At 70.9% G+C, this 26,918-nt stretch carries 20 protein-coding genes and 2 pseudogenes; 11 read left to right on the plus strand and 11 right to left on the minus strand.

Going from position 1 to position 26,918, the window contains the following annotated elements; genetic code table 11:
* Positions 1 to 143: 143 nt before the first annotated feature.
* Positions 144 to 1,004, plus strand: coding sequence for a calcium-binding protein (locus tag ACZ4EG_RS18635; RefSeq protein ID WP_467791305.1), 861 nt, complete (start codon positions 144 to 146; stop codon positions 1,002 to 1,004).
* 69 nt (positions 1,005 to 1,073) lie between these two features.
* Complete coding sequence (locus tag ACZ4EG_RS18640; RefSeq protein ID WP_467791306.1) at positions 1,074 to 2,921, plus strand: thioredoxin-like domain-containing protein; 1,848 nt, start codon at positions 1,074 to 1,076, stop codon at positions 2,919 to 2,921.
* Here ACZ4EG_RS18640 and ACZ4EG_RS18645 read toward each other — a convergent pair.
* From ACZ4EG_RS18645 to ACZ4EG_RS18655, 3 genes are all read right to left on the minus strand, one after another.
* A complete protein-coding gene (locus tag ACZ4EG_RS18645) occupies positions 2,909 to 3,157 on the minus strand; it encodes a DUF6458 family protein (protein WP_467791307.1) in 249 nt (82 codons plus the stop codon). The two genes, ACZ4EG_RS18640 and ACZ4EG_RS18645, sit on opposite strands and share 13 nt — an antisense overlap.
* A gap of 90 nt (positions 3,158 to 3,247) precedes the next feature.
* Entirely contained in the window at positions 3,248 to 4,546 is a 1,299-nt protein-coding gene (locus tag ACZ4EG_RS18650; protein ID WP_467791308.1) for a M18 family aminopeptidase, read from the minus strand.
* 87 nt (positions 4,547 to 4,633) lie between these two features.
* The gene (locus ACZ4EG_RS18655; RefSeq protein ID WP_453547113.1) at positions 4,634 to 6,460 is read right to left on the minus strand and encodes an acyl-CoA dehydrogenase; all 1,827 of its coding nucleotides are present in this window, start codon (positions 6,458 to 6,460) and stop codon (positions 4,634 to 4,636) included.
* Positions 6,461 to 6,674: 214 nt separating this feature from the next.
* On the opposite strand from ACZ4EG_RS18655, the gene ACZ4EG_RS18660 reads away from it, so the two are divergent.
* The 4 genes from ACZ4EG_RS18660 (at position 6,675) to ACZ4EG_RS18675 (ending at position 10,021) form a co-directional block, all read left to right on the plus strand.
* The gene (locus ACZ4EG_RS18660; protein ID WP_453547116.1) at positions 6,675 to 7,145 is read left to right on the plus strand and encodes an SseB family protein; all 471 of its coding nucleotides are present in this window, start codon (positions 6,675 to 6,677) and stop codon (positions 7,143 to 7,145) included.
* A 177-nt stretch (positions 7,146 to 7,322) separates the two neighbouring features.
* Positions 7,323 to 7,784: a hypothetical protein gene (locus tag ACZ4EG_RS18665; protein WP_467791309.1), complete on the plus strand. Its 462-nt coding sequence runs from the start codon at positions 7,323 to 7,325 to the stop codon at positions 7,782 to 7,784.
* Positions 7,785 to 7,891: 107 nt separating this feature from the next.
* Positions 7,892 to 8,869 (plus strand): pirin family protein, encoded by a 978-nt coding sequence (locus tag ACZ4EG_RS18670; protein ID WP_453547121.1) that lies wholly within the window; start codon positions 7,892 to 7,894, stop codon positions 8,867 to 8,869.
* A 120-nt stretch (positions 8,870 to 8,989) separates the two neighbouring features.
* Positions 8,990 to 10,021 (plus strand): AI-2E family transporter, encoded by a 1,032-nt coding sequence (locus ACZ4EG_RS18675; RefSeq protein ID WP_467791310.1) that lies wholly within the window; start codon positions 8,990 to 8,992, stop codon positions 10,019 to 10,021.
* Positions 10,022 to 10,038: 17 nt separating this feature from the next.
* On the opposite strand, the gene ACZ4EG_RS18680 is transcribed toward ACZ4EG_RS18675, so the two are convergent.
* Positions 10,039 to 12,180: a SpoIIE family protein phosphatase gene (locus tag ACZ4EG_RS18680; RefSeq protein WP_467791311.1), complete on the minus strand. Its 2,142-nt coding sequence runs from the start codon at positions 12,178 to 12,180 to the stop codon at positions 10,039 to 10,041.
* A 165-nt stretch (positions 12,181 to 12,345) separates the two neighbouring features.
* Between ACZ4EG_RS18680 and aspS the strand changes: the two genes are divergently transcribed.
* Together aspS and ACZ4EG_RS18690 are read left to right on the plus strand one after the other, a co-directional pair.
* The gene (gene aspS, locus ACZ4EG_RS18685; RefSeq protein WP_390708243.1) at positions 12,346 to 14,109 is read left to right on the plus strand and encodes an aspartate--tRNA ligase; all 1,764 of its coding nucleotides are present in this window, start codon (positions 12,346 to 12,348) and stop codon (positions 14,107 to 14,109) included.
* A 121-nt stretch (positions 14,110 to 14,230) separates the two neighbouring features.
* A complete protein-coding gene (locus tag ACZ4EG_RS18690; RefSeq protein ID WP_467791312.1) occupies positions 14,231 to 15,193 on the plus strand; it encodes an intradiol ring-cleavage dioxygenase in 963 nt (320 codons plus the stop codon).
* A gap of 25 nt (positions 15,194 to 15,218) precedes the next feature.
* Here the strand turns inward: ACZ4EG_RS18690 and ACZ4EG_RS18695 are convergent, their stop codons facing one another.
* The gene (locus ACZ4EG_RS18695; RefSeq protein ID WP_453547762.1) at positions 15,219 to 15,824 is read right to left on the minus strand and encodes a hypothetical protein; all 606 of its coding nucleotides are present in this window, start codon (positions 15,822 to 15,824) and stop codon (positions 15,219 to 15,221) included.
* Between the two features lie 270 nt (positions 15,825 to 16,094).
* On the opposite strand from ACZ4EG_RS18695, the pseudogene ACZ4EG_RS18700 reads away from it, so the two are divergent.
* Positions 16,095 to 16,463: pseudogene (locus ACZ4EG_RS18700) on the plus strand (pectate lyase family protein); the annotation flags it as partial.
* On the opposite strand, the pseudogene ACZ4EG_RS18705 reads toward ACZ4EG_RS18700, so the two are convergent.
* Positions 16,455 to 16,598, minus strand: a pseudogene (locus ACZ4EG_RS18705) (helix-turn-helix domain-containing protein); the annotation flags it as partial. The pseudogenes ACZ4EG_RS18700 and ACZ4EG_RS18705 sit on opposite strands and share 9 nt — an antisense overlap.
* 100 nt (positions 16,599 to 16,698) lie before the next feature.
* On the opposite strand from ACZ4EG_RS18705, the gene ACZ4EG_RS18710 reads away from it, so the two are divergent.
* On the plus strand, positions 16,699 to 17,046 hold the full coding sequence (locus ACZ4EG_RS18710; RefSeq protein ID WP_467791313.1) for a DoxX family protein: 348 nt from the start codon (positions 16,699 to 16,701) through the stop codon (positions 17,044 to 17,046).
* A 28-nt stretch (positions 17,047 to 17,074) separates the two neighbouring features.
* On the opposite strand, the gene metG (ACZ4EG_RS18715) is transcribed toward ACZ4EG_RS18710, so the two are convergent.
* From metG (ACZ4EG_RS18715) to ACZ4EG_RS18725, 3 genes are all read right to left on the minus strand, one after another.
* A complete protein-coding gene (gene metG / locus ACZ4EG_RS18715; RefSeq protein WP_467791314.1) occupies positions 17,075 to 18,688 on the minus strand; it encodes a methionine--tRNA ligase in 1,614 nt (537 codons plus the stop codon).
* 4 nt (positions 18,689 to 18,692) lie between these two features.
* Positions 18,693 to 20,408, minus strand: coding sequence for a methionine--tRNA ligase (metG, locus tag ACZ4EG_RS18720; protein WP_467791315.1), 1,716 nt, complete (start codon positions 20,406 to 20,408; stop codon positions 18,693 to 18,695).
* 150 nt (positions 20,409 to 20,558) lie between these two features.
* On the minus strand, positions 20,559 to 22,316 hold the full coding sequence (locus tag ACZ4EG_RS18725; protein ID WP_467791316.1) for a VWA domain-containing protein: 1,758 nt from the start codon (positions 22,314 to 22,316) through the stop codon (positions 20,559 to 20,561).
* A 217-nt stretch (positions 22,317 to 22,533) separates the two neighbouring features.
* On the opposite strand from ACZ4EG_RS18725, the gene ACZ4EG_RS18730 reads away from it, so the two are divergent.
* Positions 22,534 to 24,606, plus strand: coding sequence for a PhoX family protein (locus ACZ4EG_RS18730; RefSeq protein ID WP_467791317.1), 2,073 nt, complete (start codon positions 22,534 to 22,536; stop codon positions 24,604 to 24,606).
* A 117-nt stretch (positions 24,607 to 24,723) separates the two neighbouring features.
* Here the strand turns inward: ACZ4EG_RS18730 and ACZ4EG_RS18735 are convergent, their stop codons facing one another.
* Both ACZ4EG_RS18735 and ACZ4EG_RS18740 read right to left on the minus strand, forming a co-directional pair.
* The gene (locus ACZ4EG_RS18735) at positions 24,724 to 25,650 is read right to left on the minus strand and encodes an endonuclease/exonuclease/phosphatase family protein (RefSeq protein ID WP_467791379.1); all 927 of its coding nucleotides are present in this window, start codon (positions 25,648 to 25,650) and stop codon (positions 24,724 to 24,726) included.
* Positions 25,651 to 25,767: 117 nt separating this feature from the next.
* Complete coding sequence (locus ACZ4EG_RS18740; protein WP_467791318.1) at positions 25,768 to 26,691, minus strand: hypothetical protein; 924 nt, start codon at positions 26,689 to 26,691, stop codon at positions 25,768 to 25,770.
* Positions 26,692 to 26,918: the final 227 nt, after the last annotated feature.

Below are 26,918 nucleotides of genomic sequence, written 5' to 3' on the forward strand. Positions count from 1 at the left end.
TCGCGGAATTCTCCGGGACGGGGGGTGTCCCGCAGTTGAACTTCCGGTGCGTGCAAGGAAGTTGCCCAACCTGACGCATCGGCCCCGAGTCGAACGCTGCGTAAGTCGCCAAGATTCCGCACGTTCCTCCCGGAGGTTCCGCCATGCCCTCTCGTCCCGCCCGCCGCAGGCCGACACGCGTCGTCCCGGCACTGACGCTGGCCCTCGGCGCCGCCCTGGCCGTCCCGTTCGCCCTGACCGGCCCGGCCGACGCCGCGACGGCGCCCGCCACCGCCTCGGTCAACCAGTACGACTGGCAGCTCACCTACAAGGCCGCCGCCGGCCAGACCAACAAGGCCACCGTCACCGCCGCGCTCACCGCGGACCGCACGGGCATCACCTACGTGATCGACGACGTGGTCCCGATCAGCGCGGGCCACGACTGCGCGTACCCCGACAGCGCGGACCACACCAAGGTCTCCTGCACCGTCACCAACGTGGACAGCCAGGACCCGTACGCCGCCCTGGTCATGAACCTCGGCGACGCCAACGACACGGTCGCGTACAAGAACTCCACCGACCAGATCTACTACTACGCCGAGATCTCCCTGGGCGCCGGCAACGACCGGCTGACCGACTCCGGCCGCCTCGACGGCGCCTACGTCTCGGGCGACGCGGGCAACGACACCATCACGGTGGGCGCCGAGGGCCTGGCCTGGGGCGGTGACGGCAAGGACACGATCTACGCGAGCGGCGGCGACAACATCGTGCAGGGCGGCAAGGGCGACGACGAACTGTACGGCGGCGCCGGCGCCCAGTACCTGTCCGGCGACGACGGCAACGACAAGCTCTACGGCGGCACCGGAAACGACAGCCTGTACGGCGGCAAGGGCAACGACGTCCTGTACGGAAACAGCGGAAACGACAAGCTCTACGGCAACAGCGGCAACGACAAGCTGTACGGCGGCCCCGGCCGGGACACGCTGTCCGGCGGGCCCGGCAGGAACGTGGTCCACCAGGACTGACGAGGCCGCGGTGGGGGCTGGGTGCGGACGGATGTCACGGCGTGCCGCGCGAATGGCACCCTTGGACGCATGACCGATTCCGCACCCCGTCGTGCCCGTGTCCGTGCCCCCGAACTGATCGGCAAGGGCGGCTGGCTGAACACGGGAGACAGGCAGTACACCCTCGCCGACCTGCGAGGACGCATCGTCGTCCTGGATTTTTGGACGTTCTGCTGCATCAACTGTCTGCACGTCCTCGACGAACTGCGCGAACTTGAGGAGAAGCACCGGGACACGGTCGTGATCATCGGCGTGCACTCGCCGAAGTTCGTGCACGAGGCCGAGCATCAGGCGGTCGTGGACGCGGTGGAGCGGTACGGCGTCGAGCATCCGGTGCTCGACGACCCCGAGCTCGCCACCTGGAAGCAGTACGCCGTGCGTGCCTGGCCGACGCTCGTCGTGATCGACCCCGAGGGGTACGTCGTCGCGCAGCACGCCGGTGAGGGGCATGCGCACGCCATCGAGCGGCTGGTGGAGGAGCTGGAGGCCGAGCACGGGGCGAAGGGGACGCTGCGGCGCGGGGACGGGCCGTACGTGGCGCCGGAGCCGGAGCCGACCGTGCTGCGCTTCCCCGGCAAGGCGCTGCTGCTGCCGTCCGGGAACTTCCTGGTCAGCGACACCACCCGGCATCAGCTGGTGGAGCTGGAGGCGGACGGGGAGACGGTCGTGCGGCGGATCGGCTCCGGTGCGCGCGGCTTCGTGGACGGTGCGGCGGGGACGGCCTCCTTCAGCGAGCCGCAGGGCCTCGCCCTCTTCGAGGACGGGGCGTCCGTGGTCGTCGCGGACACCGTCAACCACGCCCTGCGGCGACTGGACCTCGGCACGGGCCAGGTGACCACGCTCGCGGGCACCGGCCGGCAGTGGTGGCAGGGGTCGCCGACCTTCGGACCGGCCCGTGAGATCGACCTCTCCTCCCCCTGGGACGTGGCCGTCTTCGACGGCAGGGTGTGGATCGCCATGGCCGGTGTGCACCAGCTGTGGGCGTACGACCCGGTCGAGAACACCGTGGCGGTGGCGGCGGGGACCACCAACGAGGGGCTGGTCGACGGACCGGTCACGGAGGCCTGGTTCGCCCAGCCCTCCGGTCTCGCGGCGAGTGCCGACCGGCTCTGGCTGGCCGACTCCGAGACCTCCGCGCTGCGCTGGGTGGACCTCGACGGTCGGGTCCACACCGCCGTCGGCACCGGGCTGTTCGACTTCGGCCACCGTGACGGCGCCGCCGAACAGGCGCTGCTTCAGCATCCGTTGGGGGTGACGGCGCTGCCCGACGGTTCCGTGGCCGTCGCCGACACCTACAACCACGCCCTGCGCCGCTACGACCCCGCGACCGGCGAAGTGACCACCCTGGCCACCGACTTGAGGGAGCCGAGCGATGCCGTCCTCGTCGGCGACGACATCGTGGTTGTCGAGTCGGCCCGCCACCGTCTGACCCGGCTGCGGCTCCCGGAGGAGGCGGTGCGGGTGGCGGCCGTCGCCCACCGCACCCAGCGCGCGGCGACCGAAGTCGCCCCGGGCAGGCTGCGGTTGGACGTGATCTTCCAGGCCCCGGCCGGCCAGAAGCTGGACACCCGGTACGGCCCCTCGACCCGCCTCCTGGTCTCCTCCACCCCGTCCGGGCTGCTGCTGAAGGGCGAGGGCGCGGACACCGACCTCTCCCGCACCCTGGAGCTCGATCCGGCGGTGGCGGAGGGAGTCCTGCACGTCTCGGCGATGGCGGCATCGTGCGACGACGACCCTTCCAACGAGTACCCCGCCTGCCATGTCCACCAGCAGGACTGGGGCGTACCGGTCCGCCTCACCGAGGGCGGTGCGGACCGCCTTCCCCTGGTCCTCGCGGGAATGGACGACGCGGGGACGGACGACGCTCAGATGCCGTAGCCGTCGCCGTAGCCGTCACGGTGGTGGTGCCGCTCCTCCTCGACGACCGACGCCGGGGGCGGCACCACGATCCTCCTGCGCCGGGCGATGCTGGTGAACGTGGTGACCCCGATCAGTCCGACGGCCATCAGGATGAGTCCGACCAGGTCGAGGTCGACCCCCTTCATGTGCCAGTCGGTCGCGAACGTGAGGATCGCGCCCGCGGCGATGAGGATGATGCATCCGCCTAGGCCCATGGGTGTCTCCTCCCCTTGCGATCCGGTGGTTCCGGTCGGGGGTCGGGTACCCGGGACCCCGGTGCTCATGCCCGGGGTGCAGGGGCGGGCCTACTGCTGCAGGAACGCCACCAGCGCGTTCGCCAGCAGGAACGGGTCGTCCGCGCCGCACAGTTCGCGGGCGCTGTGCATCGACAGGATCGCCGCGCCGATGTCGACGGTCCGGATGCCGTGGCGGGCCGCGGTGATCGGGCCGATGGTGGTGCCGCAGGGCATGGCGTTGTTGGAGACGAAGGTCTGGAAGGGGACGCCCGCCCGCTCGCAGGCGGCGGCGAAGACCGCGCGGCCCGAACCGTCCGTGGCGTAGCGGTTGTTGACGTTCACCTTCAGGATCGGTCCGCCGTTGACCCGCGGGCGGTGCGTCGGGTCGTGCCGCTCCGCGTAGTTGGGGTGGACCGCGTGGCCCGTGTCGGAGGACAGACAGACGGTGCCGGCGAAGGAGCGAGCCCGGTCCTCGTACGACCCGCCGCGCGCGAACACCGAACGCTCCAGGACGTTGCCCAGCAGCGGCCCGTCCGCGCCGGTGTCCGACTGCGAGCCGTTCTCCTCGTGGTCGAAGGCGGCCAGCACGGGGATGTGGGGGAGGGCCCGCTCGGAGCAGGCCACGGCCGCCAGGGCCGCCGCGCCCGCGTGCACCGACAGCAGGTTGTCCATCCGGGGACCGGCGACCAGCTCCTTGTCGCGGCCCAGGTAGGCGGCCGGCTCCACGGAGTGCGTCATGAGGTCCCAGCCGGCCACGTCGCCCGCAGGCAGTCCGCACTCCTCTTCGAGGAAGGCGATCAGGTCGCCGTCGCGCACATCGCCGCTCAGGCCCCAGACCGGCTGCAGATGCCGCTGCTTGTCGAGCTTGAGCCCCTCGGTCGACACCGACCGGTCCAGGTGGATGGCCAGCTGGGGCACCCGCAGCAGGGGCCGGTCCACGTTCACCAGGCGGGTCGAGCCGTCCCGCAGGGTGAGCCGCCCGGCCAGGCCCAGGTCCCGGTCGAGCCAGGAGTTGAGCAGCGGTCCGCCGTAGATCTCCACGGCGACCTGGCGCCAGCCGTGCGCCCCGCTGTCCGGCTGCGGCTTGACCCGCAGGTTCGGCGAGTCGGTGTGCGCGCCGACGATCCGGAACGGCGTGTGGGGCGCGGCGCCCTCGGGGACGTACCAGGCCACGATCGCGCCGCCGCGCAGCACGAACCTGCCGCCGCTCGTCCCGTCCCACGCGTCCGTCTCCACGACCTGCCGGAAGCCGGCCTTCTCCAGCCGCTCGGCGGTGTTCGCCACGGCGTGGTAGGGCGACGGGCTCGCCGCGAGGAAGGACATGAGGTCATCGGTGTGGCCGCGGTCGAAGCGGGCTGGTTCGCTCATGGGGTTCACCTTAACGACGGGCGAGGGCCCGCTCCCCCTTACCGGGAACGGGCCCACGCAGGAAACCTGTGGCAGTGGCGGCCGGGACTAGAAGGCCGCCTCGTCCAGCTCCATGAGGTCCAGGTCGACGCCCTCGGACACCTTGCGGGCCAGGGTGACGCCGGGCAGGACGTTGGCCGCGAAGAACTTCGCCGCCGCGATCTTGCCGGTGTAGAACGCCTTGTCCTTGGCGGAGGCCGTCTCCAGCTTCTCGGCGGCGACCGCGGCACCCTTCAGCAGCAGGTAGCCGACGACCACGTCACCGGAGGCCAGCAGCAGGCGGGTGGTGTTCAGGCCCACCTTGTAGATGTTCTTGACGTCCTGCTCGGTGGCCGCGAGGTCGGTCAGCATCACGCCGACGATGGCCTCCAGCTCGACGGCCGCCTTCGCGAGGTGCTCGCGGGCGCCGGCCAGCTCCTCGCCGCCGGTGCCGAGAGCCAGGAACTTCTTGATGTCCTCCGCGAGAGAGTTCAGCGCGGCGCCCTGGTTGCGGACGATCTTCCGGAAGAAGTAGTCCTGGCCCTGGATCGCGGTCGTGCCCTCGTAGAGGGTGTCGATCTTGGCGTCGCGGATGTACTGCTCGATCGGGTACTCCTGCAGGAAGCCGGAGCCGCCGAAGGTCTGCAGCGACTGGGCGAGCTGCTCGTAGCCCTTCTCGGAGCCGTAGCCCTTGACGATCGGCAGGAGCAGGTCGTTGAGCGCGTGCTCGGCCTTGGAGTCCTCGCCGTTCGCCTCCTTGACCGCGATGGCGTCCTGGACGGAGGCGGTGTAGAGGACGAGGGCGCGCATGCCCTCCGCGTACGCCTTCTGTGTCATCAGCGAGCGGCGCACGTCGGGGTGGTGCGTGATGGTGACCTTGGGCGCGGCCTTGTCCATGAAGTTGGCCAGGTCGGGACCCTGGACGCGCTCCTTGGCGTACTCAAGGGCGTTGAGGTAGCCGGTGGACAGCGTGGAGATCGCCTTCGTGCCGACCATCATGCGGGCGAACTCGATGATGCGGAACATCTGGCGGATGCCGTCGTGCTTGTCGCCGATCAGCCAGCCCTTGGCCGGGTGACGGTCGCCGAAGGTCATCTCGCAGGTGTTGGAGGCCTTCAGGCCCATCTTGTGCTCGACGTTGGTGGCGTAGACGCCGTTGCGCTCGCCCAGCTCGCCGGTCTCGAAGTCGAACAGGTACTTCGGGACGAGGAAGAGGGACAGGCCCTTGGTGCCGGGGCCGGCGCCCTCGGGGCGGGCGAGGACGTAGTGGAGGATGTTCTCCTCCATGTCGTGCTCACCGGACGTGATGAAGCGCTTGACGCCCTCGATGTGCCAGGAGCCGTCCTCCTGCTGGATCGCCTTGGTGCGGCCGGCGCCGACGTCGGAGCCCGCGTCGGGCTCGGTGAGCACCATGGTCGAACCCCAGGTCCGCTCCACGGCGATCTGCGCGATCTTCTTCTGTACGTCGTTGCCCTCGTCGTAGAGGATGCCGGCGAACGCCGGGCCGGAGGAGTACATCCACACGGCCGGGTTCGAGCCGAGGATCAGCTCTGCGTACGCCCAGATCAGGGACGGGGGAGCCGTCGTGCCGCCGATGCCCTCGGGCAGACCCAGGCGCCAGTACTCGGAGTCCATGAAGGCCTTGTAGCTCTTCTTGAAGGACGCCGGGACGGGCGCGGTGTTGGTCTCCGGGTCGAAGACCGGCGGGTTGCGGTCCGCGTCCGTGAAGGACGCGGCCAGCTCGTTCTCCGCGAGGCGCGTCAGCTCCTCCAGGACGCTCTTGGCGGTGTCCGTGTCCATCTCACCGAACGGGCCGGTGCCGTACAGCTTGTCGCGCCCGAGTACTTCGAACAGGTTGAACTCGATGTCGCGTAGGTTCGACTTGTAGTGCCCCATGGGTGACGGCTCCGTATCGGACTCGGCGAGGCACTGTCTCCTCGCAACTGGTTCACGTACCAACAAGTAGCTACGATGATGCTACCCGTCGGTAATAAGAAGCAACCCCTGCCCGTCCAAGTGTGAGAAGGGTCTACATAAGAACGCTGGGGAACGGCTCAAGAAGGCTTGACGGGCCTTCGGCGACCCCGGTGGGGTCGGTAGGCTAACGCCCATGTACGGCTACGACCAGAACGTGGGTGCGCAGTACACCACGCCGCAGCAGCAGATGCCCGGCGGTCCCGGCGGGTACGGCCAGCAGGCGCCGCTCTACCCGGAGCCGTCGCCGCCGTCGCTCGCGGACGCCGTGCGTGCCTTCACCACCGGTCAGCTGGCCGCGGAGGACTTCCAGCAGGTGTTCGCCACGTCCAAGGTCTACTGCCCGCGCGGCGACAACCCGGGCTTCCTCGCCCTGCACAACACCCAGCAGCCGGTGATCCCGATGTTCACCTCGCTCAAGGAACTGCGCCGGTACGCGGGCAAGGAGTCCAAGTACTTCGTGATCACCGGCGCCGAGGTGATCGACCTGCTGCCGACCGGGTACGGCTTCGTCCTGGACATGGAGGGCGAGCACCGGATGGTCTTCGACGCGAAGGCGGTCGAGCAGATGGTGGACTTCGCGATGCGCCGGATGTACGGCGGCTGAACCGTCCCCTCCGCCCACGGGTCGGCCCTACTGTGCCCGCGTGACCCCACCCGACACCTCGCCGCCGACCCTCCACGGCCGGCGGCGTTCTGCTGCCCGACTCCGCCGCGGCGTAATGCTGTTGCCCGGCCCGGCGACCCACTCCCTCGTCGCCCGCAGCGCACCGGGGCGGCGCGGGTGACCGTCGAGCCGGTGGAGCGCCCGGGGCCGGAACCGAGGAACGTGGCCCTCGCGGTGCTGGGTGTCCTCTATCTACTGGTCGCCGCCGCGTCGGTGGCCCGCGGCGCGGGGGAGCGGGCCACCGTCTCCCGGGCGGTGGGCGTCCCCTGTGTCCTGGCGCCCGGCGTCGCCGCCGTGGTGGCAGGCCTGCGCATGCTGCGCGACACCGTCGTGCCGCGGGCCCGGGGGATCGCGGTCGAGGGGCGGCTGGAGCTCTCCTACGACGTCGGAACCGGCGAGGACGCGGCCACGCACCATGTCTACTCCTGCGTCGACGCCCGCGGTGAGCGGCGCGAGCGCGGCGGCCCGGAGGGCGGCCCGAGCGAGGTCGAGATCGTGTACGACCCCGAGGATCCGGACGGCACCACCCTGCTCGGCCTCTCCCTGGTGGGGCCGGCGACGGCAGCCCTGTTCGACTGACCGGCGCCCGGCGAGGCCCGGAGGGAATGTCCTCCGGGCTTTCCCTGTTGGGGGTGGCAGAAAGTTCAACGCTCAACTAAAGTGGGCGCACAAGGAGGTACCGACCAATGCCTGCAGTGACCGTCGAGAACCCGCTGACCCTGCCCCGTGTGGCCGCGCCGGGCGACGCCGTCGCCCGTCCCGTGCTGGCCGTGACGACCGCACCGAGCGGATTCGAGGGCGAGGGCTTCCCGGTGCGCCGGGCGTTCGCCGGAGTCAACTACCGCTACCTCGACCCGTTCATCATGATGGACCAGATGGGCGAGGTGGAGTACGCGCCGGGCGAGCCCAAGGGCACCCCGTGGCACCCGCACCGGGGCTTCGAAACCGTCACCTACATCATCGACGGCACCTTCGACCACCAGGACAGCCACGGCGGTGGCGGCACCATCACCAACGGCGACACCCAGTGGATGACCGCCGGTTCGGGCCTGCTCCACATCGAGGCCCCGCCGGAGTCGCTGGTCATGTCCGGCGGACTCTTCCACGGCCTGCAGCTGTGGGTGAACCTCCCGGCCAAGGACAAGATGATGGCCCCCCGTTACCAGGACATCCGCGGCGGCAGCGTCCAACTGCTCACCTCCCCCGACGGTGGCGCGCTGCTCCGTGTCATCGCCGGTGAGCTGGACGGCCACACCGGTCCCGGTATCACCCACACCCCGATCACGATGATCCACGCGACCCTCGCCGCGGGCGCGGAGATCACCCTGCCCTGGCGCGAGGACTTCAACGCCCTCGCGTACGTCCTGGCCGGGCGCGGCTCCGTCGGTGCCGACCGCCGTCCGGTCCAGCTGGGCCAGACCGCCGTCTTCGGCAACGGCTCCTCGCTGACCGTCCGCGCGGACGAGAAGCAGGACTCCCACACGCCGGACCTGGAGATCGTCCTGCTCGGCGGGCAGCCCATCCGTGAGCCCATGGCCCACTACGGCCCCTTCGTCATGAACACCCGTGAGGAACTCCAGCAGGCCTTCGAGGACTTCCAGAAGGGCCGGCTCGGAACGATCCCGGCCGTTCACGGCATGACCGAGAGCGGACCGCAGGCCTGAGCCCGAGTCCGGCGAAAGCCCCGTCCGTCAACGGCGCCGGACGGGGCTTTCGCCGTACCGCGTCACCCGGCCGGGCCCTAGCACAGGACAGCCCGGCCGCGCGCATGATCGGCTGGGTGCGTGCAGCTTCTGCCCGACCCCGTTCGCCGACTCGCCGCCTGGTGCGTGGTGATCCTGCTCGTCTACGGGGTCGGGTACGTCGGGGTCCGGCTGTGCACCACGTTCCGTACGGCCGTCACGCCCGTGCTGCTCGCGCTGCTCGGGACCGCGCTGCTCGGGCCGCTGTACCGGCGGCTCGTCCGGGCCGGGGTACAGCGCTCACTGGCCGCCGGGCTCACCTGTGTGGCAGTCGCGGCCGTCATCGGCGGGGCCGTCTACATCGTGGTCGCCGCGCTGATCGACACCGGGGGCCAGATCATCTCCTCGCTGCGGGCCGCCGCGAGGTCCGTCGCCGAGCACTTCGGGGCCGCCGGGACCTCGCTGGACGACCTCGCCGAGAACGCCAGGAACCTGCTGGCCAAGTTCGGTGGGACGGCCGCCTCCAACGTCATCAGCGGGGTCAGCGTCGTCGGCGAGAGCATCGCCATGGCCGTACTGGCGCTGCTGCTCGTCTTCTTCTTCCTTCGCGACTCCCACCAGGCCGCCGAGAGCCTGCGGTCCCTCGCCCCGCGCGGCACCGGCGACACCCTGGAGGCCATGGCGCGGCGGGCCTTCGCGGCCGTCGAGGGCTTCATGCGCGGCACCACCCTCATCGCGCTCATCGACGCCACCTGCATCACCATCGGGCTGCTGATCCTTCAGGTGCCGGGCGCGCCGGGCCTCGGTGCGCTCGTCTTCGTCGGCGCCTACATCCCCTACCTCGGCGCCTTTCTCTCCGGCGCGGTGGCCGTGCTGGTCGCGCTCGCCGACCGGGGGTTCGTGATCGCGCTGTGGGCCCTCGGGGTCGTCGTCGCCGTGCAGGTGCTGGAGGGCCATGTGCTCCAGCCGGTGATCCAGAGCCGGACCGTGCAGATGCATCCCGCGGTGGTGATGCTCGCGATCACGGCCGGGGCGTCCGTCGCGGGCATCGTCGGAATGCTGCTGGCCGTACCGCTCACCGCGGCCGCCTTCGGGGTCGTGCACGAGCTGCGGAGCCGGTACGCCACCCAGTAGCCACCGTTCCGACCAGGTCACCGCTTCTCGTACAGCTCGAACCAGATGCTCTTCCCCTCGCCCCGCGGATCCACCCCCCACGCGTCCGCGAGCAGTTCCATCAGCACCAGACCGCGCCCGGAGGAGGCCAGCTCCCCGGGGCTTCGCTTGTGCGGGAGGTCGTCCCCGGCGTCGGTGACCTCGGCCCGCAGCCGTCGCTCGCCCGTCTCCCCGGTGACCTCGGCGAGCAGCAGGGCGTCGGCGTCGGTGTGCACGAGGACGTTGGTGAGCATCTCCGACACCAGCAGCACCGCGGTGTCCACCTGCTCGTCGGAGGTCCAGTCGTGCAGCAGCCCACGCACATGCTCGCGGGCCTCGGCGATCCGCTCCGGCTCGTCCTGCGCCACCGACAGCAGGGTGCGCCGGACCGTGGGCCCGACGAGCATCGTGCCGCCGTAGCCGTCGCCCTCCCCCGGCCTGCCCAGCAGCAGCACGGCTATGTCGTCCTCACGGCGGTCGGCCAGCGGCCCCGGAGTCTGGTGCGAGGACGGTCCGTGCACCGCCTGCACCAGGGCGTCCGCGAGCGACTCCAGGCCGCCCTCGTGGTCCTCCAGGACGGCGCGGAGGCGGTGCCAGCCGCTCTCCAGGTCATGACCGCCGGTCTCGATCAGCCCGTCGGTGCAGATCATCATGGTCTCGCCGGGCTCCAGCGCGAACCGTGTCGTCGGGTAGTCGGCGTCCGGGTCGATGCCCAGCGGCAGACCGCCCGCCGTCGGCCGCATCATCACGGTGCCGTCCGCCATCCGGATCGCCGGGTCCGGATGCCCGGCGCGGGCGATCTCCAGGACGCCGGACACCGGGTCGACCTCCACATACAGGCAGGTCGCGAAGCGCGGGTCGGCGTCGTCACCGGCGCTGTCGTCGACACCGTGCAGGGCGCCGTCGTTGACGCCGTGCAGAAAGCGGGAGGCCCGGGAGAGGACCGCGTCGGGGCGGTGGCCCTCGGAGGCATAGGCGCGCAGCGAGATCCGCAGCTGGCCCATCAGACCGGCGGCCCGTACGTCATGTCCCTGGACGTCACCGATGACCAGCGCGAACCGGCTGCCGGGCAGCGGGATCATGTCGTACCAGTCGCCGCCGACCTGGAGCCCGCCGCCGGTGGGGATGTAGCGGGCGGCCACGCCCATGCCGGGGACCTCGGGGCCCAGCGTGGGCAGCATGGAGCGTTGCAGCCCGTCGGTCAGTTCGCGCTGGGACTCGGCGGCTCCGGCCCGGGACAGGGCCTGGGCGAGCATGCGGGCCACCGTCGTGAGCACCGAGCGCTCGTCCGGGGTGAAGGCGACCGGATAGGCGAAGGCCGCCAGCCAGGCGCCCATCGTGCGGCCGGCGGCCGTCAGCGGCAGGAACGCCCAGGACTGCCGGCCGAAGTGCCGGGCGAGCGGCCAGGTCACCGGGTAGCGGGTCTTGTACTGCTCGGGGGAGGACAGATAGACCGCACGGCCGGTCCGGACCACCTCGGCGGCCGGGTATTCCGTCTCCAGCGGGATATCGGTGAAGGGAGCCTCGTCGCCCGGCTGATGCCCGTGCGGCCCGTGATGGCCGATGACCGTCAGCCGGTCGCCCTGCACCCCGAAGACAGCCAGCCCGTCCGGCGAGAACCCCGGCATCGACAGCCCCGCCGCGACCCGCAGCACCTCCGACGTCGACCGTGCCTCGGCCAGCGCCCGGCCCGCGTCCAGCAGGAACGCCTCCCGGGAGCGGCGCCAGTCACCGGTGACGGGGGTCTGCGCCGCGGTGCCCGGCGTCGGTTCGGTGACCTCCTGCAGGGTGCCCGTCACCCGGTACACGCGCTCCTTGCGGTCGTACACCGGTCTGAAGCGGCTGCGTACCGTGCGTACGATCCGGCCCTGGTCGTCCATGATCCGCAGCCGTACCTCGGCCAGCGTGCCCTCGTCGGAGGCGAGCCGGATGATGCTGGTGTTCTCGTTCCAGTCGACGGGATGGAAACGGGCGCGCGCCCGGGCCTCGGTGAGAGTGGTCGTCTCGCCGGGCAGTCCGAGCAGCCGAGCGGTCTCCGCGTCGATCGTGACCAGCCCGGTGGCGGTGTTCCAGTGCCACACCCCGGTCGCGAGGGAGGAGAGAACGTCCTCGACGGCGGGCAGGGGCTCGCCAGTGCGCATTGCCCCACTTTAAGAAGATGCGATCGAAGAGTGCCACTGCTCCCCGGTGCGGTAATGGTGGGAGGCGATCTTCGGGTGCCCGGTACGCTGGTCTGTGTTTCACGTGAAACAACCTGAAGCACAGCCCCACACAGACCCCGATCCGCGAAGACTGGATGAACGACGATGCATCGGTACAGGTCCCACACCTGCGGCGAGCTCCGCGCCTCTGACGTCGAGACCGACGTCCGGCTGAGTGGCTGGCTGCACAATCGGCGCGACCTGGGTGGCATCCTCTTCATCGATCTGCGCGACCACTACGGCATCACGCAGCTCGTCGCCCGCCCCGGCACGGCCGCGTACGAGGCCCTGGACAAGCTGTCCAAGGAGACGGTGGTCCGCGCCGACGGCAAGGTCGTCTCGCGAGGCACCGAGAACGTGAACCCGGACCTGCCGACGGGCGAGATCGAGATCGAGGTCGGCGAGGTCGAGGTGCTCGGCGCCGCCGCCCCGCTGCCCTTCACGATCAACGCCGAGGACGGGGTCAACGAGGAGCGGCGTCTGGAATACCGCTTCCTGGACCTGCGCCGCGAGCGCATGCACCGCAACATCATGCTGCGTACGGCGGTGATCTCCGCGATCCGTCACAAGATGACCGCGCTCGGCTTCAACGAGATGGCGACGCCGATCCTGTCCGCCACCTCCCCCGAGGGCGCGCGTGACTTCGTGGTCCCCTCCCGTCTGAACCCGGGCAAGTTCTACGCCCTGCCGCAGGCCCCGCAGCAGTTCAAGCAGCTGCTGATGATCTCCGGCTTCGACCGCTACTTTCAGATCGCGCCCTGCTTCCGTGACGAGGACGCCCGCGCGGACCGCTCGCCGGGCGAGTTCTACCAGCTCGACATCGAGATGTCCTTCGTCGAGCAGGAGGACGTCTTCCAGCCCGTCGAGAAGCTCATGACGGAGCTCTTCGAGGAGTTCGGCAACGGCCGCCACGTCACCTCGCCCTTCCCGCGGATCCCGTTCCGGGAGGCGATGCTCAAGTACGGCTCCGACAAGCCGGATCTGCGGGCCCAGCTGGAGCTGGTGGACATCACGGATGTCTTCGAGGGCTCCGAGTTCAAGGCGTTCGCCGGCAAGCATGTGCGTGCGCTGCCGGTCCCGGCCGTCCAGGACCAGCCCCGCAAGTTCTTCGACCAGCTGGGCGACTTCGCGGTGTCGCTGGGCGCCAAGGGCCTGGCATGGGTCCGGGTCGCCGAGGACGGCTCGCTGACGGGCCCGATCGCGAAGTTCCTGACGGAGGAGAACGTCAAGGTCCTCACCGAGCGCCTCGGGCTGGTGGCCGGTCACGCCGTCTTCTTCGGCGCGGGCGAGTTCGACGAGGTCTCGAAGGTCATGGGCGCGGTGCGGGTCGAGGCCGCCAAGCGGGCCGGCCACTTCGAGGAGGGCGTCTTCCGCTTCTGCTGGATCGTCGACTTCCCGATGTACGAGAAGGACGAGGACACCGGCGCGATCGACTTCTCGCACAACCCCTTCTCCATGCCGCAGGGCGGCCTGGAGGCCCTGGAGAACCAGGACCCGCTGGACATCCTGGGCTGGCAGTACGACATCGTCTGCAACGGCGTCGAGCTGTCCTCCGGTGCCATCCGGAACCACGAACCGGAGATCATGCTCAAGGCCTTCGAGATCGCGGGCTACGACCGGGAGACCGTCGAGGAGAAGTTCGCGGGCATGCTCCGCGCCTTCCGCTTCGGCGCCCCGCCGCACGGCGGCATCGCGCCGGGCGTCGACCGCATCGTCATGCTGCTGGCCGACGAGCCGAACATCCGCGAGACCATCGCCTTCCCGCTCAACGGCAACGCCCAGGACCTGATGATGGGCGCGCCGACGGAGCTGGAGGAGGCACGGCTGAAGGAACTGCACCTGTCGGTGCGCAAGCCGCAGCCGAAGTAGTCACCAGGGCGTCCCGAGGGGCCGGAAACCGACACCGGTTTCCGGCCCCTTTCGCGTGCGGCTGCGAAAAGGAGCCGTTTTCTCAGCTCAGTGACAGGGTTCCTGCCTACCTTCCGGGCGCATGACAGCCCATGAGGAATCCCAACAGGAACAGGACACAAGCGCGTTGACACGCCGTCGGGTGGTTGCCGTCGGCGCGGGCGCGGTCGCCGCGGCGGGACTCGGCGGTGGTGCGTTCGCCGCGAACGCGACGGCCGGGGAGCGCCGCAAGCTCCCCGCCGGCGAGGACTGCTATCTGCTGACGTCCGAGACGGTCGAGGGCCCCTACTACATCGACGCGGACAAGCTCCGCCGGGACGTCACGGAGGACCGCGAGGGCATTCCCCTCCTCCTCGCGCTCAAGGTGATCGACTCCGAGACGTGCCGGCCGGTCAGGAACGCGGCCGTCGACATCTGGCACTGCGACGCGGTGGGCGTGTACTCCGGTTACGAGAACCAGGGCAACGGCGGTGGCGGAGGCGGCGGCCCGGCCCCCACCGACACCCCGACAGGCACCCCCACGGGCGCGCCCCCGTCCGGCGGACCGGGCGGCGGAGGCGGCGGCCACCAGGAGCCCACGGACGACACCCGCTACCTCCGGGGCACCTGGCGCACGGACCACCACGGCCGGGTGGAGTTCCGAACGGTCTTCCCGGGCTGGTACCGGGGCCGCTGTGTCCACATCCACGTCAAGGTGCACGTGGACGGCGAGTGGACGGACGCGGGCTACGAGGGCGGGCACACCTGCCACACGGGCCAGTTCTTCTTCGCGGAGGAGGCGGTGCTCGCCACGGCGACCGTGGACCCGTACGCCACGAACACCGCCGAACGCACCACCCTCACCGAGGACACCATCTACGACCAGAGCGGCACCCAGGGCGGCCTCCTGAAGCTCCGCTACCACAAGGACCACATCGCCCGGGGCGTCCGGGGCTCGATCACCGTGGCCGTGGACCCGGCGGCGACCCACGACGGCCAGGACGCTCCCCGCCCCAGCGCGTCGGAGACATCGTCGCTGGCATCGCCGTCGGCGTCGGCGTCGTAGCTCCGGACGAGGGGGCGTCCCCGGATCAGTCGTCCGGGGACGCCCCCTCCTCCAGCAGCCGCTCGGCGATGTCCGTCGACCAGGCCTGGGCCCAGGCGCGCAGGACGGTGATCTCGTCGTCCGCCAGGCCGTACGCCGTGAAGGCCGTGTCCGGGTAGTAGTCCGTGCCCTCCAGGCGGGTCCGGAGGGTGGGGAGGTCGAACTCGTCGCGGACGTGGCGGCGGGCCAGCTCCTCCAGGTCGGGGAGGGAGAAACGGGACGCCGCCGCCCGCGCGTCGATCAGGTCGACCGCCAGGCCCCGGTCGTACAGGGCCCGGATCTTGGTGCCCACCGCGTCCTCCAGACAGAGCGTCGGGCCGTACGAGGTCAGGACGGGCGGGCTCCAGAAGGTCTCCTTGTGGAGGCCCAGGGGAACGGCCGTGCCGGTCGGCGGATCCATGACCGTCAGATGGGCGGAGAGGGGATCCACGTCCTGGACGGTCGTCTCACGGCCCCGGGAGACGAGCGCGTCGTGCAGCGCGGCCGCGATGCGGGGCATCGGCTCGGCGCTCTCCGTCGCGAAGTCCACGTTCGCGTGCGCGCGTTCGAGCAGGCCGTGGGCCTGAAGGGCGTATCCGCCGGCCAGGGCCATACGGGCGGCCACGGCCGGGACGTCGGCGAGGAGACGCCGATGCGGTTCGGGGAGGTGTGCGGCAAGGGATGCGGGGAGGTTCACTCGGTGGCCCGGGGCAGGTGCGGTCGTAGGGCAGGAGCCTAGTGGCCGGGCGCGGTGCCCGAACTCCGACGAGGCCGTGCGGCCGCGTCAACCTTTGTGGGCGGGGCGGCAACTGAGGAGGCGTGAGCCCCCCTCGCCGGGGGCTTCACACCAGCACGTGAACCACACCCACGTAAGGACTCCCCCGTGGCCTCTGCCTCTCACCGCCGGTCCCGCCGCACGCGGCGCGCCCTCGCCGTCTCCGCCGCCGTCGTGGTCGCCGGCGCCGGTGCCGGCTTCTTCGTGATGAACGCGAACGCCGGTGGCATCGACCTGTACCACCGGACGCTCGCCGCCAAGGACGGCTGGGCGGCCTCCGGTTCCGGGACGAGCGGTGGTGCGAAGGCCGACTTCGCGCACACCTTCACCGTCAGCACGCGCGCGCAGCTCGTGAAGGCGCTCGGGTCGGCGTCCGACACCACCCCGCGGACCATCAAGGTCAAGGGCACCATCGACGCCAACACGGACGACTCGGGGAAGAAGCTGACCTGCGCCGACTACGCGTCGGGCGCCGGTGGGGAGCGACTGGATGTGGCAGGCCGGTCCGATCGCCGGCAGGGACAGCTCCCGGTGCTGGGTGAGGTGGTTGCCGATCACCGTGAAGCGGGTGGTGTGGCGGGCGTTGTCGTGGATGACTCCGCCGGGGTGCACCTGCCGGTCCCGGTGAGGGAGTTATTTGCGCGGGCTGTCACACGGGCGGGTGTGTGGTCGTCAGAGGGGTGTCCGGTGTTGATTTCGAACGGAGCTTCTCATGCGTATCGCCCATGTCGTCGTCACCGTCCTCGCCGCTCTGATGTCCGGCTTCTCGGGTGCCGTTCTGCTGCTGCGGGCCCAGTGGATCGTCAAGCTGCTTGAGGACTACCGGGTGCCCCGGTCGTGGTGGACCCTGCTCGGGCTGGCCAAGGCCGCGGGGGCCGTGGGGCTGCTGGTCGGGCTGTTCGTGCCGGTGGTCGGGGTCGCGGCGGGGGTGGGGCTGGTGCTCTACTTCGCCGGGGCCGTCGTCACCGTGGCACGGGTGCGCTGGTACTCGCACATCCCGTTCCCGCTCGTCTACGCGGCCCCGGTCATCGGTGCGCTTGTTCTTGGTGCCTCGGTTTGAGGGGAGAAGCCGGACGGATTCAGCGGATTTATACGCCCGGCTTCTCCTCCAGGCGCGGGAAGAGGGCCGGGCCCTTGGTCACCGTCGAGGCGGCCGGGAGCGTGCCCCACTCTCCGGCCTGCTGGATCCGCTGGTCCGACAGGGGGCCCAGGGAGGGCTCCGCGCCCAGGGAGTCCCAGAGCTTTCCGGAGGTCTCCGGCATGACCGGGGCGAGGAGGACGGCGACCGCGCGCAGGGACTCCGCCGCCGTGTAGAGGATGGTGGCCAGGCGGGCACGGCCCTCGGCCGAGCCGTCCTTGGCCACCTTCCACGGCTCCTGCTCCGTGAGATAGCCGTTGACCTGCTTGATGAAGTCGAAGACGGCCAGGATGCCGCCCTGGAAGTCCAGTTCGTCGCCGATGCGGCGGTCGGACTCGGCGGCCGCCCTCGCGAGGCCCTCGTGGACCGCCCGCTCCGCCGCGCCGTCCGCCGTGGCCCCGGGCAGCGTGCCGTCGAAGTACTTGCCGACCATGGCCGCCACGCGGGAGGCGAGGTTGCCGTAGTCGTTCGCCAGCTCGCTCGTGTACCGGGCGGAGAAGTCCTCCCAGGAGAAGGAGCCGTCCTGGCCGAAGGCGATGGCCCGCAGGAAGTACCAGCGGTACGCGTCCACGCCGAAGTGGGACGTGAGGTCCTGCGGCCTGATGCCGGTCAGGTTGGACTTCGACATCTTCTCGCCGCCGACCATCAGCCAGCCGTTCGCCGCGACCCGGGCGGGCAGCGGCAGGCCCTGTGCCATCAGCATCGCCGGCCAGATGACCGCGTGGAAGCGGAGGATGTCCTTGCCGACCAGGTGCACATCGGCCGGGAAGGTCGACTCGAACTTCTCCTGGTTCTCGTTGTAGCCGACCGCCGTGGCGTAGTTCAGCAGCGCGTCGACCCATACGTAGATCACGTGCTGGTCGTCCCACGGCACCGGGACGCCCCAGTCGAAGGTCGAGCGGGAGATGGAGAGGTCCTGCAGACCGCCCCGGACGAAGTTCACCACCTCGTTGCGCGCCGACTCGGGCTGGATGAAGCCCGGGTTCGCCGCGTAGTGGGCGAGGAGCCTGTCGCCGTACTCGCTCAGGCGGAAGAAGTAGTTCTCCTCGCTGAGGATCTCCACCGGCTTGCGGTGGATCGGGCACAGCTTGCGGCCCGCGAACTCGCCCTCGCCGTCGATCAGTTCACCCGGGAGCTTGTACTCCTCGCAGCCCACGCAGTACGGCCCCTCGTAGCCGCCCTTGTAGATCTCGCCCTTGTCGTACAGGTCCTGCACGAACTCCTGGACACGGTCGGTGTGGCGCTTCTGCGTGGTGCGGATGAAATCGTCGTTGGCGATCTCCAGGTGCTCCCACAGGGGCTGCCAGGACTCCGTGACCAGCCGGTCCGCCCACGCCCCGGGCGTCGTGCCGTTCGCCTCGGCCGTGCGCAGGACCTTCTGGCCGTGCTCGTCGGTGCCGGTGAGGAACCAGACGTGCTCGCCGCGCCCGCGGTGCCAGCGGGCGAGCACGTCCGCCGCGACCGTGGTGTAGGCATGGCCCAGGTGCGGCGCGTCGTTGACGTAGTAGATGGGGGTGGTGACGTAGTACGACGACGGGTTCCGGGACGGGTTCCGGGTCGTCACGGCGTCATCCCTCCTGGCCGCCGAAGCGCTCCTTGTACGTCTCCAGGTCCTCGTCCGTCAGCTTGGCGAACAGCACCGGCGGGACCGTGAAGGGCGTGCCGGCCGGGACGGAGGAGAGGGCCTTCGCCTCGTCCGCCGAGACCCACACGGCCGAGTCGTCCTCCAGGTCGAACGCCGCGCGCATCGTGGCCGCCGAGCTGGGGATGAGGGGCTCCGAGACCACCGCGTACAGGTGGATCAGGTTCATCGCCGTGCGCAGGGTGAGGGCCGCGCCGTCCTTGTCGGTCTTGATCTCCAGCCAGGGGGCCTTCTCCTCCAGGTAGGAGTTGCCGGCCGACCACAGGGCACGCAGCGCGGCGGCCGCCTTGCGGAACTGGAGAGCCTCCATGTGCTCCTCGTACTCCGCGAGGAGACGCGCGATCTCCTCGCCGAGCTTCGCCTCCGCCTCGCCCGGCTCGCCGCCCGCGGGGACGTCGTCGCCGAAGCGCTTGCGGGAGAAGGACAGGACGCGGTTGACGAAGTTGCCGAGGGTGTCGGCGAGGTCCTTGTTGACCGTGGCGGTGAAGTGCTCCCACGTGAAGGAGGAGTCGTCGGACTCCGGGGCGTTGGCGATGAGGAAGTAGCGCCAGTAGTCGGCCGGGAGGATCTCCAGGGCCTGGTCGGTGAAGACGCCTCGCTTCTGGGACGTGGAGAACTTTCCGCCGTAGTACGTCAGCCAGTTGAAGGCCTTGACGAAGTCGACCTTCTTCCACGGCTCGCGCACGCCCAGCTCGGTGGCCGGGAACATCACCGTGTGGAAGGGGACGTTGTCCTTCGCCATGAACTCCGTGTAGCGGACGTCGTTGTCGACGTCGTACCACCAGGACTTCCAGTCGCGGGTCTCCGGGTCCTGGTCCGACCACTCCTTCGTCGCGCCGATGTACTCGATCGGGGCGTCGAACCAGACGTAGAAGACCTTGCCCTCGGCGGCCAGCTCCGGCCAGGTGTCGGCCGGCACCGGGACGCCCCAGTCCAGGTCACGGGTGATCGCGCGGTCGTGCAGGCCCTCGGTCAGCCACTTGTGGGCGATGGAGGACGCCAGCTGCGGCCAGTCGTTGTCATGGCGGGCGACCCACTCCATGACCTCGTGCTGGAGCTTCGACTGGAGCAGGAAGAGGTGCTTGGTCTCGCGGACCTCCAGGTCCGTGGAGCCGGAGATCGCCGAGCGCGGGTTGATCAGGTCGGTGGGGTCGAGGACGCGGGTGCAGTTCTCGCACTGGTCGCCGCGGGCCTTGTCGTAGCCGCAGTGGGGGCAGGTGCCCTCGACGTAGCGGTCCGGGAGGAAGCGGCCGTCGGTGGGCGAGTAGACCTGGCGGATCGCGCGCTCTTCGATGAAGCCGTTCTCGTTGAGGCGGCGGGCGAAGTGCTGGGTGATCTCGACGTTCTCGGGGGACGAGCTGCGGCCGAAGTAGTCGAAGGCCAGCGCGAAGCCGTCGTAGACCGCCTTCTGGGCGTCGTGCGCCTGGGCGCAGAACTCGGCGACGGAGAGGCCCGCCTCCTTCGCGGCCAGCTCGGCGGGGGTGCCGTGCTCGTCCGTCGCGCAGATGTAGAGCACGTCGTGGCCGCGCCGGCGGAGGTAGCGGGAGTACACGTCCGCCGGGAGCATGGACCCCACCATGTTGCCCAGGTGCTTGATCCCGTTGATGTACGGAAGGGCGCTGGTGATGAGGTGTCGAGCCATCGGGGGCTGCTCCCAGGTCGCGGTCGCTGTGTGTACGAACCTTGAAATCGTAGCCGACATGTGTATGCCGCCCGCTTCCCGTTTTACGGGGTGAGAAGCGGGCGGCATGGAGTGGGTGTGGCTGTTCGGTTATGGGGCGTTTACGGGGAGTTACGGGCGCCAGTTCGCCAGTACGCCCTCGTACAGCTCCGTGTCCGTGAGCTCGCGGGGGGTCGGGCCCGCGTGGAAGAACGACGTGTTGTCCGTCTTCAGCTTGCGGAGGTAGTCGAAGGCCTTGTTGTCGTGCTCACCGAAGGCGACGAAGGAGAAGAAGACGGCGGGGTGGGTCTTCGCCGCGGCCGTGAGGGACTGGGTGGCGGGGGTCTTGGCGTCGGGGGCGCCGTCCGTCTGGAAGACGACCAGGGCGGGGGCCGTGGCGTCGTTCTCCTTGTCGTGGTGGGCGAGTACGGCTTCCACGGCGGCGTGGTAGCTGGTACGGCCCATCCGGCCGAGGCCGGCGTGGACCTCGTCGATCTTGTTCTCGTGGGCGGCGAGGGTGAGGTCGGTGGTGCCGTCCACTTCCGTGGAGAAGAAGACGACGTGGACCGTGGCCTCGGGGTCGAGGTGGGCGGCGAGGGCGAGGGTCTGCTCGGCGAGGGCCTGGGCGGAGCCGTCCTTGTAGTACGGGCGCATGGAGGCGGAGCGGTCGAGCACGAGGTAGAGCTTCGCTCGGGTGCCGGTGAGGTTGGTGTTCTTGAGGGTGGCTGTGGCTGCGCTGTAGGCGGTGGCGAGGCTTGGGGCGTCTGCCTTCAGGTGGGCGAGGGTGAGGGCGGGTGCGTCGGCCGCGGCGGCAACGGCCTCGGCTCCGCCTTCGGCCGGGTCGTTCCCACCCGCACCGCCCGTGCGGGTCTCGTCGTCGAGTGCGGGTGGCCCCTGTGGGGCGTCCTCGCCGTCGGCGGCTGCGGCTGCGGGTGCGTCGGCCTCGGCGACCACCGGCTCAGGCTCGGGCTCCACGACAGCCTCGGCCACCGGCTCCACGACGGGCTCGGGGGTGGCCTCCGCGGTCGGCTCCGGCGTCGGCTCGACGACGGCATCGGGCTCCGGCTCGGCGGCCACCACCGGCTCAGGTTCCACGACGGGTTCCGCCTCGGCGACAGGATCCGGCTCGGCCTCGGCGGTCGGCTCGGGCTCCACGACGGGCTCGGCCTCGGCGACCGGCGCAGGCTCAGCCTCGGCCTCAGCCACGGGCTCACGCTCAGGATCAGCAACGGGCTCGGGCTCCGCCTCGACCTCTGGCTCTGCCACGGGCTCCGCCTCAGCCTCGACCTCGGCTTCAGCCACCGGCTCGGGCTCAGCCACGGGCTCGGGTTCCATCTCGGCCTCGGCCACCGCCTCGGGCTCAGCCTCAGCCTTGACCCCGGCCTCAGCCACGGGCTCCGGCTCGACCTCAGCCTCGGCCACCGGCTCCGGCTCGGCCTCGGTCACCGGCTCCGGCTCGACCTCGGCCTCGGCCACCGCCTCGGCCACCGCCTCGGGCTCAGCCTCAGCCTTGACCCCGGCCTCAGCCACGGGCTCGGCCTCAGCCACAGGCTCCGGCTCGACCTCAGGCTCCGGCTCGACCTCGGCCTCAGCCACAGGCTCCGGCTCGACCTCAGGCTCCGGCTCGACCTCAGCCTCAGCCGCCGGCTCCGGCGTCCCCTCCACCTCCGCCTCCGTCGGCTGCTTCGGGACCGTGATGTTGTTGAAGGCCGCCGAGACCAGTTCGTGCTCGTCCGAGTCGGACGTGCGGGGCTCGGGGACCTGCGGGGTGGGGGGCGTGACCTGCGGTTTCTGCTCCTGCGAAGGAACTCGTTCCGCACCCTCTGCCTCGGCGGTACGCGTCTTGCGTGACCGGCCGAATGCGTTCCGCAGGAGAGTGAGAATGCCCATGTGCGCAACCCTTCGCGTGAGTTGATGCCCGTCAATCCCTGGCCAGGACGGACACGTAAGGTTAGCGGCCCTTGGGGGTGATCTTGGGGAGGGGCAGGTTTGCGCCGAGGACCCCCGCTCCCCCGGGTTCACCGTTCGTTCATCCGGCGGCTGTCCGCCCGCACATACGCACCCCTAACGTCACGCTCACACCAAGGGCACGCAAGGGGAGAGTAAAGTGCGCAAGCTGCTGCCGATCGTCGGAACTCCGTCCGGCTCGCACCCAGGTGGGCGATCCGCCCTCACCTGTCGCTTCCGGTGTGGTGACGCCTGCTTCCACGAGGTTCCCAACACCAGCTCCAACGACTACGTCGGCGATGTCATCGCCGGCACCCTCAGCCGCCGCAGCGCCCTGCGCGCCGCCGCCGTCGTCACGGTGGCCGCCACCGCCGGCGGTGTCGGGGTGGCCGGGGCCCGCCCCGCCGCGGCCGCGACGGACACCTCCGCCACGTACGGCAGGAACGGCGCGAACGGTGCGCGCGGGCTGCGGTACAGCCCCGTCGCCCCCAACGCCACCGACGCCGTGGTCGTCCCGGACGGCTACCGGCAGAACGTCGTCATCCGCTGGGGCGAGCCCATCCTGCGCGGCGCGCCCGCCTTCGACCCGGAGAACCAGACCGCGGCCGCCCAGGCCGGGCAGTTCGGGTACAACAACGACTTCCTGGCGCTGCTCCCGCTGCCCGGTGAGCGGCACCGGCAGCTGCTCGTCGCCAACCACGAGTACACCGACGAAGTCCTGATGTTCCGGGGGTACGACCCCGCCAACCCCACCCGTCAGCAGGTGGAGATCGCCTGGGCCGCCCACGGGCTGGGCGCGGTCGTGGTGGAGGAGGACCGCAAGACCGGTGCCCTCACCGCCGTACCGCGGCACCGGCTCAACCGGCGCGTCACCGCCACCACCGAGTTCCGGGTCACCGGCCCCGCCGCGGGCTCCGCGTTCCTGAAGACCTCCGCCGACCCGACCGGCACCAAGGTCCTCGGCACGCTCAACAACTGCTCCGGCGGCACCACCCCGTGGGGCACCACCCTGCACGGCGAGGAGAACTTCAACCAGTACTTCGCCAACGGCAGCCGCGCCACCGACAAGCGGTACGGCATCGGCACCGGTGCCACCGAGCGCAAGTGGGAGCGTTTCGACAAGCGCTTCGACCTGGCGCAGGAGCCCAACGAGGCGCACCGGTTCGGCTACGTCGTCGAGCTCGACCCGTACGACCCGGAGTCCACGCCCCGCAAGCACACCGCCCTCGGCCGGTTCAAGCACGAGGCCGCCACCGTCCGGCTCACCGACGACGGACGGCCCGTCGTGTACTCCGGGGACGACGAGCGGTTCGACTACTTCTACAAGTTCGTCGGCAGTAAGCGGATGCGCCACGGCAGCAGCCGCGCCGTGCGCGAGCACAACCTCTCGCTGCTCGACGAGGGCACGCTCTACGTCGCCAAGCTCACCGGTGACTCGCCGACGGCCGAGATCGACGGCAGCGGAAAGCTGCCCGCCGACGGCGAGTTCGACGGCGGCGGCACCTGGATCCCGCTGGCCACCGCCACCGCCCACGGGGCCGTCTCGCACGTGGACGGGATGACCGCGGACGAGGTCTTCGTGTTCACGCGCCTCGCCGGCGACAAGGTGGGCGCCACGAAGATGGACCGTCCCGAGGACATCCAGCCCTCGCCGCGCACCGGCAAGGTGTACGTCGTCCTCACCAACAACACCAACCGGGGCAAGGCGGGCTCCGCGGCCGCCGACGAGGCCAACCCGCGCAACAACAACAAGCACGGGCACATCCTGGAGCTCACCGAGCACCGCAACCGGGCCGACGCGAAGAGCTTCGGGTGGTCCCTGTTCCTGGTCGCCGGTGACCCGGCCGACCCCGCCACCTACTTCGCGGGCTTCCCCAAGGACCGGGTCAGCCCGATCTCCTGCCCGGACAACGTGGCCTTCGACCCGCACGGCAACCTGTGGATCTCCACCGACGGCAACCAGCTCGGCTCGCACGACGGACTGTTCGGCGTCGCCACGCGCGGCGAGCGGCGCGGTGAGCTCAAGCAGTTCCTGACCGTGCCGACGGGCGCCGAGACCTGCGGTCCGCTCGTGCAGGAGCGCCGGGTGCTCGTCGCGGTGCAGCACCCGGGCGAGCTCGACGGGGCGTCGGTGGAGAAGCCGGCGAGCACCTGGCCCGACGGGCCCGGGAAGATCGTCCGCCCGGCCGTGGTCGCGGTGTGGCGTGCGGACGGGGAGGACATCGGGGTCTGAGGCCCTTCGCGTCGGTCGGTGATCCCGGCCGATGGATACGGGCATGCGGTGGGGTGCGGTGCGTCCCCTGGCACCGCCTCACCGCGGCCCGGTCCGGGTTGTTCCCGTCGTTTCCCGTCACTTCCGCTGGTGCAGCGTGATGTCGACGACCAGCGCACGGTGGTCGGTGCCGGTCAGGGCGACGAAGCGGGCGTCGGCCGCGGAGAAGTCCCGGGACACCAGGACGTGGTCGATCTGGGCGCCGAGGACCGGGGAGGTGCGTGCGGGCCAGCTGGGGGTGCGGTCGTGTCCGGCGAGGCGGGCGGCGTCGTACAGGCCGGCGTCGAGGATGCGGCGGAAGACGGCGTGGTCCTGGGAGGCGTTGAAGTCGCCGGCCAGCACCGTCGGGGTGTCGTCGTCGGCCTCGGCGAAGTCGCGCAACCGGCCCAGCTCACGGCGCCAGACGGCGAGCTGCCCGGGCAACGGGGGCATGGGGTGGGCGAGTTGCAGGCGCACCTGGTGTCCCTGGACGTCGGCGACGGCCCCGGGCATGCCCATCGTGCCGCGGATGCCGTCGGTGCCTTCGAGCGGGTAGCGGCTGAGCAGCAGTGAGCCCGCCGAGCCGCCCGCCTCGACCGCCTGCCGGTGGGGGTAGGTGCCGTCGAAGTCCCGCTCCAGGGTGGCCCGGCAGGTGTACTCGCACTCCTCGACGAACACCACGTCGGGACGCAGCCGCCGGATCTCTGGGGCGAGGGCGCCAATCGCCCGCCCGAATTCGACGTTCGAGGTCAGCACCCGCAGCCGGGCCAGGGGCGCGCCGGTGGGCTCCGTGCTCTTTCCGTACGGCTCGATGAACCACGCCAGCAGCGCGAGGGCGGCCACCCCCCACACCAGCCCCGTCCACCACCGCGCGAGCAGCGCGAACAGCAGTGCCACACCGGTGGGGAGCAGGAGCCAGGGCAGGAAGGCCAGCAGCTGCGGTACGGGGGTGACACCGTCGGTGTCGGCCGAGCGGCAGCCGACGACCGCGCTCACGCCGGCCAGCAGCAGGGCGGCGCACCACACGCGGAGCCCTCGCCCCGCTCGCCGGGGGTGGTCGTCCCCGTACTCCCCGTTCGGACCGAACGGCCTTGTCCCGGAACCCCGGACGGGCTGGTAGGTCACGAGGCCGAGGGTACGCCGTCACACCTCGGCGCGGGTGGGAGCCGGGGTGGCTGCCGTCGCGGCCGCGCGGCGGCGTCGTACCAGGCGCACCGCTCGCACGTACCGGGTGAGCCAGGCGGTCAGCGCCACCGTCAGGCCGAGGCCCACCAGCAGCCAGGACACCGTGCGCAGGGTGGCCGTGAGCGCGTCGTAGACGGCGCCCGCGGCCGCGTGGGGGACGTCGGCGGGCAGGTCGGCGAGGGTGAGACCGCGGCCGACGGCGAGGGCGACGCCGAGCAGGGCGCCGCCCAGGGCCGTGCCCAGGCCGGTGGCGACGATCGCGCGGCGGCGGCGGACGGCGAGCGCGATCCCGGCGACGGCGAGGACCACGGAGGCGACGGGGAGCCAGAAGCCGGCGACTTCGAGCACGTGGAAACCCTTCCGGAACGCGGTCAGTCGGCCCGCCGGGAGCACGGCGACCGCGGTGTGCTCGACGGGGATGCGGGCCGCGAGCGGCACATGGTCCTGGGCGAGTTGCTCCTTGACCTGGGCGGTGACGGGGGCGAGATCGACGAACACGGCGCTCTCGACCCCGCCGTCCTCGTCGCGCAGCGCCCGCAGGACGGCGTCGTGCGTGGCCCGGTTGCCCGCATCCCAGGCCAGACGGAAGGCCCGGGTCTGGGTGAAGGAGCGCACCGCGTCGTGCACGAAGGGGCCGACCGTGCCGCGCATCCGGCGTGTGTCGAACCGGTCGTCGACCTCGCGCATGATTCCGGCCCCCACGGTGTCCGCCACGGCGTCCCGCACGTCCGGGTCGGTGGCGAGGGGCGCCATCGTCGTGACGTACCGGCCGGTGTCGGCGAGCGTGTACGCCGCCCAGGCCGCCAACACGCCGAACGGCACGAGGAGGCAGGACAGGGCGATCAGCGCCGCCGACAGGGCGCTCCTGAGGCGTGGGGGCACGCTTTCAGGCAAGGGCCTGGGGGCCGGGAGCGCGAGCGGTGCGCCTGCATTCGGGGGCATTTGGGGTAACGGGTCCAACCGAACGGGGGTCGCCCCGACGGTCCCTTCGACGGGGCGGCGACCATGCGCTCCGGTGGAGGGATCACCCAAACGGGTGTTTCCTGGTGGTGGGGAGGGACGGGCTTCGGCCCGGCACTCGCGTGGACCACCGCCTGGACGCCGTCGAG

The sequence above is a fragment of the Streptomyces sp. NPDC025638 genome, assembly GCF_055558775.1.